This window comes from Pseudomonas sp. PSE1(2024), from assembly GCF_050990555.1.
GTDB classification, from domain to species: domain Bacteria; phylum Pseudomonadota; class Gammaproteobacteria; order Pseudomonadales; family Pseudomonadaceae; genus Aquipseudomonas; species Aquipseudomonas aphyarum.
Genome location: NZ_CP158967.1, coordinates 4,683,445 through 4,699,293, shown reverse-complemented (window position 1 = coordinate 4,699,293; position 15,849 = coordinate 4,683,445). Strand labels below are relative to the sequence as shown.

14 protein-coding genes are annotated in these 15,849 nt (G+C 60.6%); 9 read left to right on the top strand and 5 right to left on the bottom strand.

The genetic code is table 11. The features are described 5' to 3' along the window. Positions 1-132 precede the first annotated feature (132 nt). From ABTV87_RS21240 to ABTV87_RS21220, 5 genes are all read left to right on the top strand, one after another. Positions 133-1,572 carry a PLP-dependent aminotransferase family protein gene (locus ABTV87_RS21240; protein ID WP_007950868.1) on the top strand — a complete coding sequence of 480 codons (1,440 nt, stop codon included), beginning with the start codon at positions 133-135 and terminating at the stop codon, positions 1,570-1,572. A gap of 74 nt (positions 1,573-1,646) precedes the next feature. Then, a complete protein-coding gene (locus ABTV87_RS21235) occupies positions 1,647-2,126 on the top strand; it encodes a translation initiation factor 2 (RefSeq protein ID WP_433898308.1) in 480 nt (159 codons plus the stop codon). A gap of 166 nt (positions 2,127-2,292) precedes the next feature. Continuing rightward, a complete protein-coding gene (locus ABTV87_RS21230) occupies positions 2,293-2,547 on the top strand; it encodes a YkgJ family cysteine cluster protein (RefSeq protein WP_007950870.1) in 255 nt (84 codons plus the stop codon). 41 nt (positions 2,548-2,588) lie between these two features. Beyond that, positions 2,589-3,194, top strand: a complete 606-nt coding sequence (locus tag ABTV87_RS21225; RefSeq protein ID WP_007950871.1) for an START domain-containing protein — start codon at positions 2,589-2,591, stop codon at positions 3,192-3,194. Between the two features lie 313 nt (positions 3,195-3,507). Next, a complete protein-coding gene (locus tag ABTV87_RS21220; protein WP_127799270.1) occupies positions 3,508-5,601 on the top strand; it encodes an LTA synthase family protein in 2,094 nt (697 codons plus the stop codon). Between the two features lie 60 nt (positions 5,602-5,661). On the opposite strand, the gene ABTV87_RS21215 is transcribed toward ABTV87_RS21220, so the two are convergent. Continuing rightward, a complete protein-coding gene (locus tag ABTV87_RS21215) occupies positions 5,662-5,820 on the bottom strand; it encodes a DUF3309 family protein (protein WP_169432680.1) in 159 nt (52 codons plus the stop codon). A gap of 256 nt (positions 5,821-6,076) precedes the next feature. Here ABTV87_RS21215 and ABTV87_RS21210 point away from each other — a divergent pair, with 256 nt between their 5' ends. From ABTV87_RS21210 to csrA, 3 genes are all read left to right on the top strand, one after another. After that, on the top strand, positions 6,077-6,892 hold the full coding sequence (locus ABTV87_RS21210) for an SDR family oxidoreductase (protein WP_433898307.1): 816 nt from the start codon (positions 6,077-6,079) through the stop codon (positions 6,890-6,892). A 64-nt stretch (positions 6,893-6,956) separates the two neighbouring features. Further along, entirely contained in the window at positions 6,957-7,289 is a 333-nt protein-coding gene (locus ABTV87_RS21205) for a YnfA family protein (protein ID WP_258712172.1), read from the top strand. A 140-nt stretch (positions 7,290-7,429) separates the two neighbouring features. Continuing rightward, positions 7,430-7,615, top strand: coding sequence for a carbon storage regulator CsrA (gene csrA, locus ABTV87_RS21200; RefSeq protein ID WP_007950875.1), 186 nt, complete (start codon positions 7,430-7,432; stop codon positions 7,613-7,615). A gap of 6 nt (positions 7,616-7,621) precedes the next feature. Here the strand turns inward: csrA and ABTV87_RS21195 are convergent, their stop codons facing one another. From ABTV87_RS21195 to ABTV87_RS21180, 4 genes are all read right to left on the bottom strand, one after another. After that, positions 7,622-7,849 carry a YheU family protein gene (locus ABTV87_RS21195; RefSeq protein WP_003192759.1) on the bottom strand — a complete coding sequence of 76 codons (228 nt, stop codon included), beginning with the start codon at positions 7,847-7,849 and terminating at the stop codon, positions 7,622-7,624. 59 nt (positions 7,850-7,908) lie between these two features. Then, a complete protein-coding gene (locus tag ABTV87_RS21190) occupies positions 7,909-9,099 on the bottom strand; it encodes an osmoprotectant NAGGN system M42 family peptidase (protein ID WP_007950879.1) in 1,191 nt (396 codons plus the stop codon). 61 nt (positions 9,100-9,160) lie between these two features. Further along, positions 9,161-10,906: an N-acetylglutaminylglutamine synthetase gene (ngg, locus tag ABTV87_RS21185; protein ID WP_085607270.1), complete on the bottom strand. Its 1,746-nt coding sequence runs from the start codon at positions 10,904-10,906 to the stop codon at positions 9,161-9,163. Between the two features lie 3 nt (positions 10,907-10,909). Continuing rightward, positions 10,910-12,682 carry an N-acetylglutaminylglutamine amidotransferase gene (locus tag ABTV87_RS21180; protein ID WP_236189721.1) on the bottom strand — a complete coding sequence of 591 codons (1,773 nt, stop codon included), beginning with the start codon at positions 12,680-12,682 and terminating at the stop codon, positions 10,910-10,912. 297 nt (positions 12,683-12,979) lie between these two features. On the opposite strand from ABTV87_RS21180, the gene ABTV87_RS21175 reads away from it, so the two are divergent. Further along, positions 12,980-15,607 (top strand): dermonecrotic toxin domain-containing protein, encoded by a 2,628-nt coding sequence (locus tag ABTV87_RS21175; protein ID WP_433898306.1) that lies wholly within the window; start codon positions 12,980-12,982, stop codon positions 15,605-15,607. The last annotated feature ends 242 nt before the right edge of the window (positions 15,608-15,849 follow it).

Below are 15,849 nucleotides of genomic sequence, written 5' to 3'. Positions count from 1 at the left end.
CAAAGCAGTACAGATTTAACCGACACAGCACTGTATGGTTGACTAATATGGCAACTGTCCCAGTACACTTCCAAACTGTTCCGGTATTGTTTCGCACAAGAATAAAACGCCCGTGAAATCGAGTGCTGCGTCATGACCAATCTCTTGCTCTACCAACGTATTGCTCAACAGCTGGCCGAAGATATCCGCCGTGGCGTCTATCAACCGGGCGAGCGCGTGCCTTCGGTGCGCAAGATGAGTTCGCAGCTCAACGTCAGCCATGCCACCGTGTTGCAGGCTTACGCGAACCTCGAGGATCAGGGCCTGATCCGCGCGCGGCCGCAGTCCGGTTACTATGTCCACCAGACTCCCGCACTGACGGCGCCCACGCCGGACATTGCCCGGGTCGAGCGGCCAGGCCTGGTCACCCGCAGCAGTATCATTCAACAAGTATTGGTCGAGTCCCGTCGTGAAGGCGTGTTCCCGCTGGGGGCGGCGGTGCCGAGTGTCGATTACTTGCCGGTACGCGCCCTGCATCAGCAACTGGCCAAGGTCACCCGCTTTCACAGCCCTCGGGCGTTCAGCTACATGTTCAGCCCGGGTTTCGAGCCGCTGCGCCGGCAGGTGGCGATTCGCATGCGTGATGCAGGTGTGGTGGTTGACCCGTCGGAAGTGGTGATCACCCACGGCTGTGTCGACGCATTGCAGATGTCGTTGCGAGTGCTGACCCGCCCCGGCGACCTGATCGCCGCCGAATCCCCCACCTATTACGGGTTGCTGCAACTGGCCGATCTGCTGGGCCTGAAAGTCATCGAGATCCCCAGCGACCCCGCCACCGGCATGAGCCTCGAAGCGCTGCAACTGGCGGCCAATCAATGGTCGATCAAGGCGCTGGTGCTGACCACTCGCCTGAGCAATCCACTCGGCGGCACCATGCCCGAAGAGCGGCAGAAACAACTGCTGCGCCTGGCCTCGGACTTCGACATCCAGATCGTCGAAGACGACATCTATGGCGAGTTGATGTTCGAGCAGGGCCGCACCAAGTCTCTCAAGGCCTACGACCGGCTCGACCGGGTGATCTACTGCTCGAGTTTTTCCAAGACGTTATCGCCCGGTGTACGCATCGGCTGGATGATCGCCGGCAAGTACCAGCAGGAAATCCAGCGCTTGCAGACTTTCAGCACCCATTCGGCGTGCAGCGTCACGCAAATGGCCATCGCGGCGTACCTGGAAAACGGCGGCTATGACCGGCATTTAAGGTACATCCGCCAGGAATACCGAAAAAATCTCAGCGCGTTTCAACTGGCAGTCCAGCAGTACTTTCCCGAAGGCACGCAGATGACCCGGCCCACCGGCGGATTCATTCTGTGGGTCAGTCTGCCAGGGCGGGTCAATACCCAGGAATTGCACGTGCGGGCGCTGCAACAGGGCATCAGCATTGCGCCGGGCCTGATCTTCAGCAACACGGAACAGTTCAACCACTGCATCCGGTTGAACTGTGGCATCCCGTGGAATCGCGAGGCGGAACGGGCGCTGATGACCCTCGGAATGCTGGCGACACAGCTCTGCCAGGAGATGGCCGGCGGATTTTGAAACAATGGCGGAGCTTGTCATGTGGCGTCCAACAGGCGAGCATATGGCCCTCTGCCGTTAGCTTCGTTGGGTTCATGAAAGCGAAATTTTCTGCCGTCTGGGTTGTGCTCTGCCTGTTGATGATGGGCCATGTGCTTGGCGCCATGGCGGCCGCGGCTCAGGAAAAGACGCCGGCCGCTGCCGCCGCGAAAAAACCGGTCACGGCCAAGAAAACCGTTCCAGCGAAAAAAGCACCGCAGAAAAAGGCTGCTCCCGCCAAGAAGCGCGCTCCGGTCGCTTCCAAGTCGAAGTCGGCGAAAGAAGTGGCCAAGACGCCATTGCCGTCCGCGAAGCTCGATTTGAGTCTTCCCAAAGACATGGTTCAGGAGTTGAAGCCTCCTGGCTCCGTGACGCTGCCCAAGCGCGAACCGATCCTGCCGCAGATGTTCGGCGACAAGAACAGCGGGTTCCAGCTCAACGGCCGTTTGCTCAGCAACGAAATGCAGTTGCAGCTGCGTAACGAAGAGCGCCGGGAAGTCGAAGGCGCGGCGCTGGATTTCGAGTTCAAGCAATAAATCGTCCCCGTCGGTGACCCGCAGACCAGACGCTTTGTCGGAGACTGGTCAGTCACTTTCGTTTCTGCGTAAAAACCCCGGTTCAGGCAATTTAAAACAGCCGTTTAAGCGGTTACCCTGTTCCGCGTCCCTTTAACACATTGCCCGCTGCGAGGAATGCGTCGTCATGAAATGCCGTGAAGGCTGTGGCGCCTGCTGCATTGCCCCTTCCATCAGTTCGCCGATTCCAGGCATGCCCGATGGCAAACCTGCCGGTGAACGCTGCGTTCAGTTGTCGGTCGATAACCTGTGCAACATTTTCGGCCGACCGGAACGTCCGGCGGTCTGCTCAGGATTCAAGGCCGATCCCGAAGTCTGCGGCAGCAGCCAGGAAGACGCGATCAGACTGCTCGGCTGGTGGGAGCAGATGACGGCGGCGTGATGTGTCAAACGAACGGAACTTCAACAATAAGGAATAAGACTATGGGTTCGCTGCATCGTATCGCTGTGTTGTGTGGTTTGACGGCCGTGCTGGCCACCTCGGCCGCCCAGGCTGAAGACTGGAAAGTCGCCAAGAACGAGGACGGCATCAAGGTCTCCCTGAGCGAAGTGCCGGGTTCGGACTACAAGTCTTATCAGGGCGTGACCGTGATGAAGACCACCATCGCCAAACTGCGCGCCTTGCAGGAAGACGTCTCCGGTGCGTGCGCGTGGATTCACGAGTGCAAGACCCAGAAACTGCTCAAGCACGAAGGCGACCAGAGCTGGACCTACACTCAGTTCAACACGCCATGGCCGGTGACTCCGCGCGATTCGATCCTGCATGTCACCACTGTTGAAGGCGCCGATGGCAGCCTGACCCGTAATCTGGAAGGCGTGCCGAAGTACCTGCCTGAAGAAAAGGGCTTTGTGCGGGTTGCTCAAGTCAAAGGCTTCTGGAAGTTCGTACCAAAAGGCGACCAGGTTGAAGTGACCTATCAGGTTCACACCGAGCCGGGCGGCAGCGTGCCGTCGATGATCGCCAACAAGTTTGTGGTCGATGCACCGTTCAACACCCTGAAAGCCTTGAAAGAACGCGCCGAGAAGTAACGGTCGCGTTCATCTGTAAACGCCCCGAAGAACTCGGGGCGTTTTGTTATCCAGGTTTATTGTGTTTCCAGATATGCGTTGGACGAAATTTTCACAAAGTCTCCAAGACAATTCGCCCGCGCTGTCTGCACCTGTCCCGGTGCGCCGTGCCTTGAATGAAAGCGTCCGGCAACGGGCACTAATCAATGGCAATGCCGCCGGTGATCGTGCAACATTTGCGCTCCGCGCAAGCCCCGGGGCCTGGAATGGCCAACAGAGGGCAGGGCGCAGCTGAATTTTTGCAACTTCAACTTCCAATGGGTCCTAAAACGACATGGCAAACCCGGACGCCCTGAGTCAGCAGCGATCTTCCAGTCGCCTGCTGCAACCGACCGTCAAATCGCATCTGGCCTACACGCTCCTGTGCGCGCTGGTCATGATGGTGATGTTTTCCGTGCTGCGCCTCGCGCTGCTGGTCTACAACCGCGAGATGATCCTCGACACCCCGGCCTCGACCTTCCTCGAAGCCTTCGCCAACGGCCTGCGCTTCGATATTCGCCTGGTGGTGTATGTCTGCATTCCGCTGGTGCTGGCGCTGTTCAGTGCCCGGGCCATGGCGGCGCGCGGGTTCTTCCGTCTGTGGCTGACCGTCGCTTCGAGCATCGCGCTGTTCCTCGGCCTGATGGAGATGGACTTCTATCGCGAGTTCCACCAGCGCCTCAACGGCCTGGTGTTCCAGTACGTGAAGGAAGACCCGAAAACCGTGATGAGCATGCTCTGGTACGGTTTCCCGGTGGTGCGCTACCTGCTGGCCTGGGCCGTGGGCACGCTGATCCTGACCCTGGCGTTCAAGGGCGCCGACCGTCTGACCCGTCCGCGTGGCCCGTTCAGCGGTGGCAACGTCGGCACCCGTCAAGTGGCGCCATGGTATGCGCGTCTGGCGGTGTTCGTGGTGTGCCTGCTGATTTGTGTGGTCGCCGCTCGCGGCACCCTGCGTCAAGGCCCGCCGCTGCGCTGGGGTGACGTGTACACCACCGATTCGAACTTCGCCAACCAGCTCGGCCTCAACGGCACGCTGTCGCTGATCGCGGCGGCCAAGGACCGGATGGGCGAGGATCGCGACAACATCTGGAAAGCCACGCTGCCGCAGGATCAGGCGCAGAAAGTGGTTCGCGAAATGCTGATGACGTCGGACGACAAACTGGTGGATGCCGATATCGCCGCCGTGCGTCGTGAATACACGCCGCCTGCCGACAAGACCCTGCCGATCAAGAACGTCGTCGTGATCCTGATGGAAAGCATGGCCGGTCACTCGGTGGGCGCACTGGGCGCGCCGGGCAACATCACGCCGTACCTAGACAAGCTGTCGAAGGAAGGCCTGCTGTTCGACCGTTTCTTCTCCAACGGCACCCATACCCACCAGGGCATGTTCGCCACCATGGCCTGCTTCCCGAACCTGCCGGGTTTCGAATACCTGATGCAGACTCCGGAAGGCAGCCACAAACTGTCCGGCCTGCCGCAGTTGCTCAGCGCTCGCGACTATGACGACGTGTACGTCTACAACGGCGACTTTGCCTGGGACAACCAGTCCGGTTTCTTCAGCAACCAGGGCATGACCAACTTCGTCGGCCGTAACGACTTCGTGAACCCGGTGTTCTCCGATCCGACCTGGGGCGTGTCCGACCAGGACATGTTCGACCGTGGTCTGGTGGAGCTCAAGGCGCGCGAAAACGGCAAGCCGTTCTACGCGCTGCTGCAGACCCTGTCCAACCACACGCCGTATGCCTTGCCGACGCCGTTGCCGGTCGAGCGCGTCACCGACCGTGGCCCGCTCAACGAGCACCTGACCGCCATGCGTTATTCGGACTGGGCGCTGGGCCAGTTCTTCGAGAAGGCCCGCAAGGAGCCGTACTTCAAGGAAACCCTGTTCGTCATCGTCGGCGACCACGGCTTCGGCAACGAGCGTCAGATCACCGAAATGGACCTGGGCCGCTTCAACGTGCCGATGCTGATGATCGCACCGGGCATCCAGGAAAAATTCGGTACCCGTGACCATACCGTGGGTACCCAGATCGACATCGTGCCGACCATCATGGGTCGCCTCGGTGGCGAAGTGCGCCATCAGTGCTGGGGCCGCGATCTGCTGAACCTGCCGCAGGGTGACACCGGTTTCGGTGTGATCAAGCCGTCGGGCAGCGAGCAGACCACCGCCATCGTCACCGCCGACCAGATCCTGGTGCTGCCGAAAGAGAAGGAAATGGCACCGAAGATCTATCAGTACGAACTGGGCGCCAACCCGCACGCCGAAGTGGTACCGGATGCACCGCGCACTGCCGAGCTGAAACTCAAGCTCGAAGCGTTCCTGCAAACGGCCACCAAGAGCCTGATCGACAACACCGCCGGTGTGATTAACGGCAAGCCGGACTGATCATTCGGCGCAATAAAAAAGAGGCCCTTCAAGGGCCTCTTTTTTTTGTCGGTCAAACAGTCATATCCGACCGAGTAACAACAGCACCAACAGTACTACCAGCACCACACCGATAATGCCCGAAGGGCCATAACCCCAACTTCTGGAGTGCGGGAAGACCGGCAGACCACCGATCAGCAACAGGATCAGGATAATGATTAGAATTGTGCCCATGTCTATTTCCTTGTTGATAGTGTCTGTGAAGTCTTGGTGTTCAAGGGCGGCTGGAAGTTGAACTAAATCCAGACGGGTTACAAATTCCGACTGGTGTGCATGAAAGAAAATTCAATGTTTTTTTAAGGTATTTGGCTCGCGTGCTTATTTCGTTTGTTGTCGCGGTTTGCCCTCGCCATTCAGCAATCTGATGGAGCGTGGGTCGCTGCGGATCCTTCGCTACACTCCGCGCATCTTCCCCGGAACAACAAGGCTGTCTGCTATGCAAAATCGCATGATGATCACTGGCGCGGGCTCAGGCCTGGGTCGCGAAATCGCGCTGCGCTGGGCGCGTGAAGGCTGGCAACTGGCCTTGTCCGACGTCAGCGAACCCGGTTTGCAAGAGACCCTGAAACTGGTTCGCGAGGCCGGCGGCGACGGCTTCATCCAGCGCTGCGACGTGCGCGATTACAGCCAGCTCACCGCGTTCGCCCAGGCCTGCGAAGTGAAACTTGGCGGCATCGACATCATCGTCAACAACGCCGGTGTGGCCTCGGGCGGGTTTTTCAGCGAGTTGTCGCTGGAGGACTGGGACTGGCAGATCGCGATCAATCTGATGGGCGTGGTCAAGGGCTGCAAGGCGTTCCTGCCGCTGCTGGAACAGAGCAAGGGCAAGATCATCAACATCGCCTCGATGGCCGCGCTGATGCAGGGCCCGGCGATGAGCAACTACAACGTGGCCAAGGCTGGAGTGGTGGCGCTGTCGGAGAGCCTGTTGATCGAACTGGCCCAACAGGAAGTCGGGGTTCATGTGGTCTGCCCGTCATTCTTCCAGACCAATCTGCTGGATTCTTTCCGTGGCCCGACGCCGGCGATGAAAGCCCAGGTCGGCAAGTTGCTGGAAAGTTCGCCGATCACCGCCAGCGATATTGCCGATTACATCTATAAACAAGTCGCAGCCGGCGAGTTCATGATTCTGCCCCACGAACAAGGGCGCATGGCCTGGGCGCTCAAACAGAGGAACCCGCAGTTGCTGTACAACGAAATGACCGCGATGGCCGAAAAGATGCGCGCCAAGGCCAAACAGAACAACGGCTGAACTTGCCCGGGGTTCGTCGCATCGTTAGGGTGGCCGCAACAGTCACCCTGACGAGATGTCTTGCATGCTCAATTACCTGTGGTTCTTCCTCGCCGCGCTATTCGAAATCGCCGGCTGTTTCGCGTTCTGGATGTGGTTGCGCCAGGGCAAGAGCGCCCTGTGGGTGATCCCGGCGCTGATCAGCCTCACCCTGTTCGCGCTGCTGTTGACGCGTGTCGAAGCGACCTACGCCGGTCGCGCCTACGCCGCTTACGGTGGCATCTACATCATTGCTTCGATTGGCTGGCTGGCGGTGGTCGAGCGCGTCCGCCCGTTGGGTTCGGACTGGATCGGTGTGGCGCTGTGTGTGATCGGGGCCAGTGTGATCCTGTTCGGGCCACGGTTTTCCGCGAGCTGAATCTTGCAGGCCTGAAGGAAACGTCTGAAGGCTTGCGCGACCTGATGCGTAGGGAATGACTGAATTGCCCGGCGTGCATTGTAGGGCGGTCGAAACCCGCGCATCTTCAAGGCTCGCAAACCTTGAAGGACACCCCCCCCATGCTTGTACTCAGCCGTGTTGTCGGTGAACTGATTTCCATCGGCGACAACATCACTCTGCGCGTTCTGGCGGTCAACGGCTCCAGCGTGCGGTTCGGCGTCGAAGCGCCGGAGCAGGTCGGCGTGCATCGCGCCGAGGTCTACGAACGGATTCAGCGCAAACAGGCCAGCGGCAAGGGCCGCTGACCGTTTTCAGTCGAACAGGTGCTTGGGCACGTCGTGCTTGAGCATCAACTGGCATTGCTCGCTTTCCGGATCGAAAACGATGAGCGCCTGGCCTTTGGTCAGCGCCTGGCGAACCCGCAGAACGCGGGTTTCCAGTGGCGTGTCGTCACCGTTGTCGGTACCGTCGCGGGTGACGAAATCCTCGATCAGGCGGGTGAGGGTGTCGACTTCGAGCGCGTCGTAGGGAATCAGCATGGGCACCTCGGCTAAATCAATGTCGGGATGCTACGGCGAATGACCGCCGAGGGCCAGACTCAACTGTCCGAGCGTTGCCCCACCAGGCTGTCCACCGATGGCACACGGGTGTCGCTCTCCATCTGCGTTTCGTGTTCGATCTGATGACTGAAGCGGTCCAGTGATCCAGTGGCCGGTTGCGCATCGCTGGCAAATACCGGCGGACTCAGAATGTACGCCCCCAACAAGCGACTGAGCGCCGCGAGGCTGTCGATGTGCGTGCGTTCGTAGCCGTGGGTTGCGTCGCAGCCGAAGGCGAGCAGGGCGGTGCGAATGTCGTGACCTGCAGTGACCGCCGAATGGGCGTCGCTGAAGTAATAGCGGAACAGGTCGCGGCGCACCGGCAGTTCGTGCTCACCGGCAAGGCGCAACAGGTGGCGCGACAGGTGATAGTCGTAAGGCCCGCCGGAATCCTGCATCGCCACGCTCACCGCGTGTTCGCTGGAGTGCTGGCCCGGCGCGACCGGGGCGATGTCGATACCGACGAATTCGCTGACGTCCCACGGCAGTGCCGCCGCCGCGCCGCTGCCGGTTTCCTCGGTGATGGTGAACAGCGGATGGCAGTCGATCATCAATTCCTGACCGCTGTCGACGATGGCTTTCAGCGCTGCCAGCAGAGCGGCGACGCCGGCCTTGTCGTCCAGATGGCGGGCGCTTATGTGGCCACTTTCGGTGAATTCCGGCAGCGGATCGAACGCCACCACATCACCCACGCTGATGCCCAGCGAATCACAATCGGCGCGGGTCGCGCAGTAGGCGTCCAGACGCAGCTCGACGTGATCCCAACTGATCGGCATCTCGTCCACGGCTGTATTGAAGGCATGCCCGGAAGCCATCAATGGCAACACGCTGCCGCGAATCACACCGTTGTCGGTGAACAGGCTGACGCGGCTACCCTCGGCGAACCGGCTCGACCAGCAGCCCACCGGCGCCAGGGTCAGACGCCCATTGTCTTTCACCGCGCGCACGGCGGCGCCGATGGTGTCCAGGTGTGCCGAGACCGCCCGGTCGGGGCTGTTTTTCTTGCCCTTGAGGGTGGCGCGGATCGTGCCGCGACGGGTCATCTCGAAGGGAATGCCAAGTTCCTCCAGACGCTCGGCGACGTAACGCACGATGGTGTCGGTGAATCCGGTAGGGCTGGGAATGGCGAGCATTTCCAGCAGGACTTTCTGCAGGTAGTTCAGATCCGGTTCGGGAATTTGGGTGGTCATGGAAACTCCTGTTGCGGGGCGTCATTCGCGCGTTGAACGCGCGAATGACGCCGAAGAGAGATCAAACGGCCGGCTGACTGTGCGGAAACAACAGATCGACAAACCGCTCGGCCGTCGGTTGCGGCTCGTGGTTGGCGAGACCCGCCCGCTCGTTGGCTTCGATGAACACGTACGCCGGTTGATCCGCCGCCGGCACCATCAGGTCGAGGCCGACCATCGGGATCTCCAGCGCCCGGGCCGCGCGCACGGCAGCGTCGGCCAGGGTCGGGTGCAGAATCGCCGTGACGTCTTCCAGCGTGCCGCCGGTGTGCAGGTTCGCGGTGCGCCGCACGAACAGATGCTCCCCGGCCGGCAGGATGCTGCTGTAGTCGTAACCGGCCGCGTGCAGGGTGCGTTGGGTTTCGTGGTCCAGCGGGATTTTGCTTTCGCCGCTGGTGGCTGCTTGTCTGCGTCGGCTCTGCGCTTCAATCAACGCGCCGATGGAATGATGACCGTCGCCGACCACTTCCGCCGGGCGGCGGATCGCCGCTGCAACCACCTCGAAACCGATCACCAGAATCCGCAGGTCGAAGCCTTCGTGGAAGCTTTCGAGCAGCACGCGAGTGTCAAACTGTTTGGCGGCTTCGATGGCCTGCTGCACGTCCTCGATGGTTTGCAGATCCACCGCCACGCCTTGACCCTGCTCGCCATCCAGCGGTTTGACCACCACGCGCTGGTACTCGTCGAGAAACGCCAGATTGTCGTCCGCATTCCCCGCCAATTGCTGCGACGGCACATTCAACCCGGCAGCTTTCAGCACGTTATGAGTCAGGCTCTTGTCCTGGCACAGGTTCATGCTGATGGCGCTGGTCAGGTCGCTGAGGGATTCGCGGCAACGCACCCGGCGCCCGCCGTGACTGAGGGTGAACAGCCCGGCGTCGGCGTCATCCACTTGCACGTCGATGCCGCGCCGATGGGCTTCCTCGACGATGATTCGCGCGTAAGGATTGAACTGCGCCTCCGGCCCCGGACCTAGGAACAGCGGCTGATTGATGCCGTTCTTGCGCTTGATGGCGAACGTCGGCAGGTTGCGGAAGCCGAGTTTGGCGTAGAGGTTTTTCGCCAGGCGGTTATCGTGCAACACCGACAGATCGAGGTAGCTCAGACCGCGACTCATGAAGTGCTCGATCAGATGGCGCACCAGCACTTCGCCGACACCGGGGCGCGAACACTGCGGATCGACCGCCAGGCACCACAGACTGCTGCCGTTTTCCGGGTCGTTGTAAGCCTTCTGGTGATTGAGGCCCATGACGCTGCCGATCACCGCGCCACTGTCGTCGTCTTCCGCCAGCCAGTACACCGGGCCGCCCTGATGGTGCGGGGTGAGCAGGGTGGCATCGATCGGCAGCATGCCGCGCGCCTGATACAGCTGATTGATCGCCTGCCAATCCGCGTCACTTTGTGCACGACGGATGCGGAAGCCGCGAAACACCCGGGTGGCCTGACGATAATCACTGAACCACAAGCGCAGAGTGTCGGACGGGTCAAGAAACAGTTGGGTCGGTTCCAGGCCGAGAATCTGCTGCGGCGCGGCGACGTACAAGGCAATGTCGCGCTCGCCCGGCTGTTCGTTGAGCAGTTCCCGCGCAAGGCTGGCCGGATCGGGAAAAGTGTGGCCGATCAGCAACCGGCCCCAGCCGCAATGCACCGCAATCGGCTCGGCGGCCGGCTCGCTGCCGTCCTCGGCCAGACGCGCCTGCAAGCGTTCGTAGGACGGTGTCTGACCGCGCAGTAGCCGTTGGCTGTAAGCCGTGGCGTGAGGTTTCATCGATCAGATTCCTTGTTCGCTGAGCCAAAGGTTCAGGGCCGCTAGTTGCCACAGCTTGGAGCCGCGCAGCGGGGTCAACTGGCCTTGTGGATCGGTCAGCAATTTGTCGAGCATGGCGGGGTTGAACAGGCCGCGATCCTGACTCGGATCGAGCAGCAGTTCGCGCACCCAGTTCAGGGTATCGCCCTGCAAATGCTTGAGGCCCGGCACCGGGAAGTACCCTTTCTTGCGGTCGATCACTTCGCTCGGAATGACCAGTCGCGCGGCTTCTTTCAAGACCTGCTTGCCGCCGTCCGGCAGTTTGAATTTGCCCGGAACACGGGCCGACAATTCCACCAGTCGATAGTCAAGAAACGGCGTACGCGCTTCCAGGCCCCAGGCCATGGTCATGTTGTCGACGCGTTTGACCGGGTCGTCCACCAGCATCACTGTGCTGTCCAGGCGCAGGGCCTTGTCGACCGCCGCATCGGCGCCGGGCTGTGCGAAATGTTCCTTCACGAAGTCACCGGCAGCGTCATTCGCTGTCAGCCATTTCGGCTGCACCGTGGCGGCGTAGTCGTCGTAGCTGCGGTCGAAAAACGCCTCGCGATAGGCCGCATACGGATCGGCCGCGCCGTCGACTTGCGGATACCAGTGATAACCGGCGAACAACTCGTCGGCGCCCTGGCCGCTCTGCACAACCTTGCAATGCTTGGCCACCTCGCGGGACAGCAGATAGAAGGCGATGCAGTCGTGGCTGACCATCGGCTCGCTCATGGCGCGGAACGCGGCGGGCAGTTGCTCGATGATTTCTCTTTCGTCGATACGCAGTTGGTGATGCTGGGTGCCGTAATGCTTGGCGATCAGATCGGAATACTGAAATTCGTCACCGCGCTCGCCGCCGGCATCCTGGAAACCGATGGAAAAGGTCGACAGGTTCTCCACGCCAACTTCTCGCAACAGGCCGACGAGCATGCTTGAATCGACGCCGCCGGAAAGCAGTACACCAACATCCACCGCCGCCCTTTGGCGGATCGCCACGGCTTCGCGGGTGCTGTCGAGCACGCGGTCTCGCCAGTCTTCGAGAGTCAGGTTTTTCTCGTCGTCGTGTGGGCCGTAGGGCAGGGTCCACCAGGTTTTCTGCTCGGTGGTGCCGTCCGCTTCAATGCGCATCCAGCTCGCGGGCGGCAACTTTTCAATGCCCGCCAGCAAGGTGCGCGGCGCAGGCACCACGGCGTGGAAATTCAGGTAATGGTTGAGCGCCACCGGATCGAGGATCGGGTTGATGTCACCGCCCTTGAGCAGCGCGGGCAGGGCCGAGGCAAAGCGCAAACGCTGGCCGGTGCGCGACAGGTACAGCGGCTTCACACCGAGGCGGTCGCGGGCGATGAACAGGCGCTGGGCATCGCGCTCCCAGATGGCGAAGGCAAACATGCCGTTGAGTTTCGGCAGCAGCGCTTCGCCCCAGGCGTGATAACCCTTGAGCAGCACTTCGGTGTCGCCGCCGGAGTAGAACGCATAACCGAGCGCTTCAAGTTCGGCGCGCAGTTCCGGGAAGTTGTAGATCGCGCCGTTGAAGGCCAGGGACAGGCCCAGTTGGCTGTCGATCATCGGCTGCGCCGAGCCGTCCGACAGGTCCATGATTTTCAGGCGTCGATGGCCCAAGGCAATCGGCCCCTGAGCATGAAAGCCCCACGCGTCGGGGCCGCGAGGCGCCAGGTGATGGGTGATTCGCTCGATGGCTGCAAGGTCTGCAGGTTGTTGATCAAAACGTAACTCGCCAGCTAATCCGCACATAAAGTCCTTACCGGTTTTTCCGTTGGGGAGGGTGTCGCTGCACCGCGCCGAAATGGCCGGTACCCAGAAACTGACCCGGTGCGGATGTGGGAGTTTTAGAACGATCAGTTATAAGCGTGTTGGCCTGACCGGTGGCCCATTAACAGCTTGGGTGAAGGGGGAGGTAGTAGATAAGTATTCGAAACATACGGATTGCTGGTTGTTTCCCGGCCCGAACGGGCAGTTATTCGTGTTTTTTATTCGGCGGCGGGATCGATAGGGTGGAAGGGACTCAACAGCAATAAAGGAATATTGCCCATGTCCACTACACCCGCGTCGATCGCACCGATCGCCCTTACGGAAAAACAGAAACTGAGCTTTTTGCTGGAAGCCACCGGCGATCTGGACACCGCCACGGCCTTGCAGAAAAACTTCCCCTCCGTGCTGCTCAATGCCAGTGCCGACACATTGGCGGCACTGGACAAGACCGCCTGTGACCTGCACGCCATCCAAGCCCAGGTCGAGACAGACTTGAGCCGGCTGCAATCGCTGAAAAGCTTTTGCATCGCGCAATTGAAATACGCCCTGACCAAACGCTGGTCAGCTGTGTTCGATGTCGAGAAAGACCACCTCGAGTTACCGGGAAGTTATTGCGGTTGCGAGCCGGTAACGCCACCAGGCGGCGGAGCGAAGGTCACGCCGTCCGCTACCCCGACGCTGCTGGAAGCAGCGATGCAGAACTTCACGCAAGACGAGGCGCAAGCCGATTACTTCCCCGAAGGCAGCTTCGTGCGCATTGCCAGCGCACCTGACGGCGTCCCCGGTCTGACCCCGCCGGCGTTCGCCGCGCTCTGCCGGGAGCTGGATCTGGGGCGGCTGTATCAGGAGCATTTCCAGCAGGTGTTCGGAGTCAGGGAAGTCAATGGCAGTCGGGTCGCCACCGGTACGATGGTTCGCAATATTTCGGTGATGAAAAAGCAGATGCTGCAACTGGATCTGCACCTGGCGCTGATGAAGGAACACGTCTCCCGGGACGGTTTTCAGACGGTTCAGCGCCTGATCGACGCCGGTGGCATAGCTGATGCCAAAAGCCTTCAGTTCAAGGGGCGACCGCTGATCATGCAGGGCATTGAAGCGCTGGAAAGTTGCCTCTGGGGTGTTGTGGTCTTCTCCGAAAAATCGGTCGAGCTGGATCCGGATCAATGGTGTCTGGTGTACATGCCCGGGGAACCTGACCAGCCCCTCTACGAGTACGCGAGTTTCACGGCGTTCATCGCATATCTGGAGTTCAAACTGGCAGTCGGCAGTTACAAAAGCTACTTCACCCACTGCATCGGCGAAGTCGACAAGGTCGAGTTTTTCAAGACGTTTGCCGAGAACGATAGCCTGGGGCACGTCAAACAATTGGAAATGCCCGGCCCGCTGTTCGATTTCATGCTCAAAAGTCATGTCGGCAAACTGCAACTCGACGCCCGTGCGCTTGCCGTGCCGACTGCCGATGTCGATGAGGAAGAGCGCAAGAAGCGTTTGATCCAGTATCTGGAAGTCGGCATGACGGTCGCCAACGTGGCGGGATTCGTCGTTCCGGTACTGGGGCAACTGATGATCGGCGTGGCTATCGGACAAATGCTCGCCGAAGTGTACGAAGGAATCGAGGACTGGAATCGCGGCGACCGCCAGGAAGCTTTTTCACACCTGCTCAGTGTCGCGGAAAACCTTGCCCTGATGGCCGCCGTGGGTGCCGGCGTCAAGGTCTTGAAGTCCCTGGCGATCAAGACCGTTCAAAAACACCCGGATTTCTTTCAGCCCTTTACCGCCATTCTCGACCGCAGTGGTCAGTCCCGATTATGGAAGCCGCAACTGAGCGCCTATGAACAGCCTCTTCCTGTCGAAGAGGGCCTCGAACCTGACGCGACGGGCTTGTATCAGGTCAACGGCAAGACTTTCGCCCGCATTGACGACCGCACCTATGCCGTGGCGCTGGATCCTTCTTCGAAGACCTGGCGGATTCAGCACCCTGTCCGTCCACAGGCGTATGCGCCGACGCTCAGGCCCAGCCGACACGGTGGCTGGCGTCATGCCTCGGAGCCGAGCGAGCAATGGTCCGGCGCCTATACCCTCAAACGCATCGATCCGCAGTTGGCGAGTCTGGACGACAGTCGCCTAGAGATGATCCGGCGGCTGACCGACACCCGCTTCGACGAACTGCATCGCTTGAGCGATGACAGCCTGCCACTGACTCCCCGTTTGCGGGACACTCTCGAACGGTTCGGCCTTGAGCGCCGGGTGCGTGACTTCGTTGCCGCCATGGAGCGTGGCGAAGCGACCGATGCACGGCATGCCCAGGAACAGTTGCAGGCGCTGCCAAGGCTTTCCGGTTGGCCGCAGGATCGCTACATCGAGGTCGTTGATGAAAAAGGGGAGATCACCGAGACCTTTCCTCCCGGCTCGATTGAAGATGACACCCTGAGCGTCATTGTCAGCAACGATCAGTTGGGGAAGGGCGAGTTGCTGCAGACCGTCATCGACGGTCTGTACCCCAAAGAGGTCGAGGCTCTGGTCGGCGCTGACGTTGCGCTGACCGATCGGGGGGTGAAACTGGCGAAAGTCATCGGCGCGGCGGTCAAGGCTGATCGTCGTTCGACGTTCGATCATCTGTACCGGCGCTATGACCAGACGCTGGACAGTGAGGTGCTCAAGACCAGAGCGGCTTATCCCGACGTACCGACGCGTTACGCACAGGAACTGATCCGTCAGGCTTCGAGCGTCGAGCGCACGCTTCTGCGCACCACCGGACGAGTGCCCATGGGCCTGGCGCAGCGCTTGAGCGAGGCCGTGAGCAATGTTCGCCTGGATCGGGCGCTGACCGGGTTCTACCTGGCTGAAGTCGCCAACGCCGACACCGAAAAACTGGCCATCGGCTTGTTGCCGCAACTCGAGGGTTAGGATCCGCAGCTTTACCTGGAACTACGGGCGAAGTCACTCAAGGGAGACCTGCTTGAGACCCTCGGCAAGAAACCGCTCACTGCCGGAAATTCGCTGACGCTGGTCAGGCTCGATGAGGGCTATGAGGCGTTTGACAGCCAGGCTCGATCACTCGGAAAAACCCAGGGGACGGACAGCCTCTATCAGGCGATCCTCAAAGGCCTTTCTCCTGCGCAGGCCAAGGCAATTGGACTGGCAGAGGC

Bases quoted from the DNA above. Each gene is read 5' to 3' on its own strand.
- ABTV87_RS21240 (WP_007950868.1), top strand. From the start codon at position 133: ATGACCAATCTCTTGCTCTACCAACGTATTGCTCAACAGCTGGCCGAA.
- ABTV87_RS21235 (WP_433898308.1), top strand. From the start codon at position 1,647: ATGAAAGCGAAATTTTCTGCCGTCTGGGTTGTGCTCTGCCTGTTGATG.
- ABTV87_RS21230 (WP_007950870.1), top strand. From the start codon at position 2,293: ATGAAATGCCGTGAAGGCTGTGGCGCCTGCTGCATTGCCCCTTCCATC.
- ABTV87_RS21225 (WP_007950871.1), top strand. From the start codon at position 2,589: ATGGGTTCGCTGCATCGTATCGCTGTGTTGTGTGGTTTGACGGCCGTG.
- ABTV87_RS21220 (WP_127799270.1), top strand. From the start codon at position 3,508: ATGGCAAACCCGGACGCCCTGAGTCAGCAGCGATCTTCCAGTCGCCTG.
- ABTV87_RS21210 (WP_433898307.1), top strand. From the start codon at position 6,077: ATGCAAAATCGCATGATGATCACTGGCGCGGGCTCAGGCCTGGGTCGC.
- ABTV87_RS21205 (WP_258712172.1), top strand. From the start codon at position 6,957: ATGCTCAATTACCTGTGGTTCTTCCTCGCCGCGCTATTCGAAATCGCC.
- csrA (WP_007950875.1), top strand. From the start codon at position 7,430: ATGCTTGTACTCAGCCGTGTTGTCGGTGAACTGATTTCCATCGGCGAC.
- ABTV87_RS21195 (WP_003192759.1), bottom strand. From the start codon at position 7,849: ATGCTGATTCCCTACGACGCGCTCGAAGTCGACACCCTCACCCGCCTG.
- ABTV87_RS21190 (WP_007950879.1), bottom strand. From the start codon at position 9,099: ATGACCACCCAAATTCCCGAACCGGATCTGAACTACCTGCAGAAAGTC.
- ngg (WP_085607270.1), bottom strand. From the start codon at position 10,906: ATGAAACCTCACGCCACGGCTTACAGCCAACGGCTACTGCGCGGTCAG.
- ABTV87_RS21180 (WP_236189721.1), bottom strand. From the start codon at position 12,682: ATGTGCGGATTAGCTGGCGAGTTACGTTTTGATCAACAACCTGCAGAC.
- ABTV87_RS21175 (WP_433898306.1), top strand. From the start codon at position 12,980: ATGTCCACTACACCCGCGTCGATCGCACCGATCGCCCTTACGGAAAAA.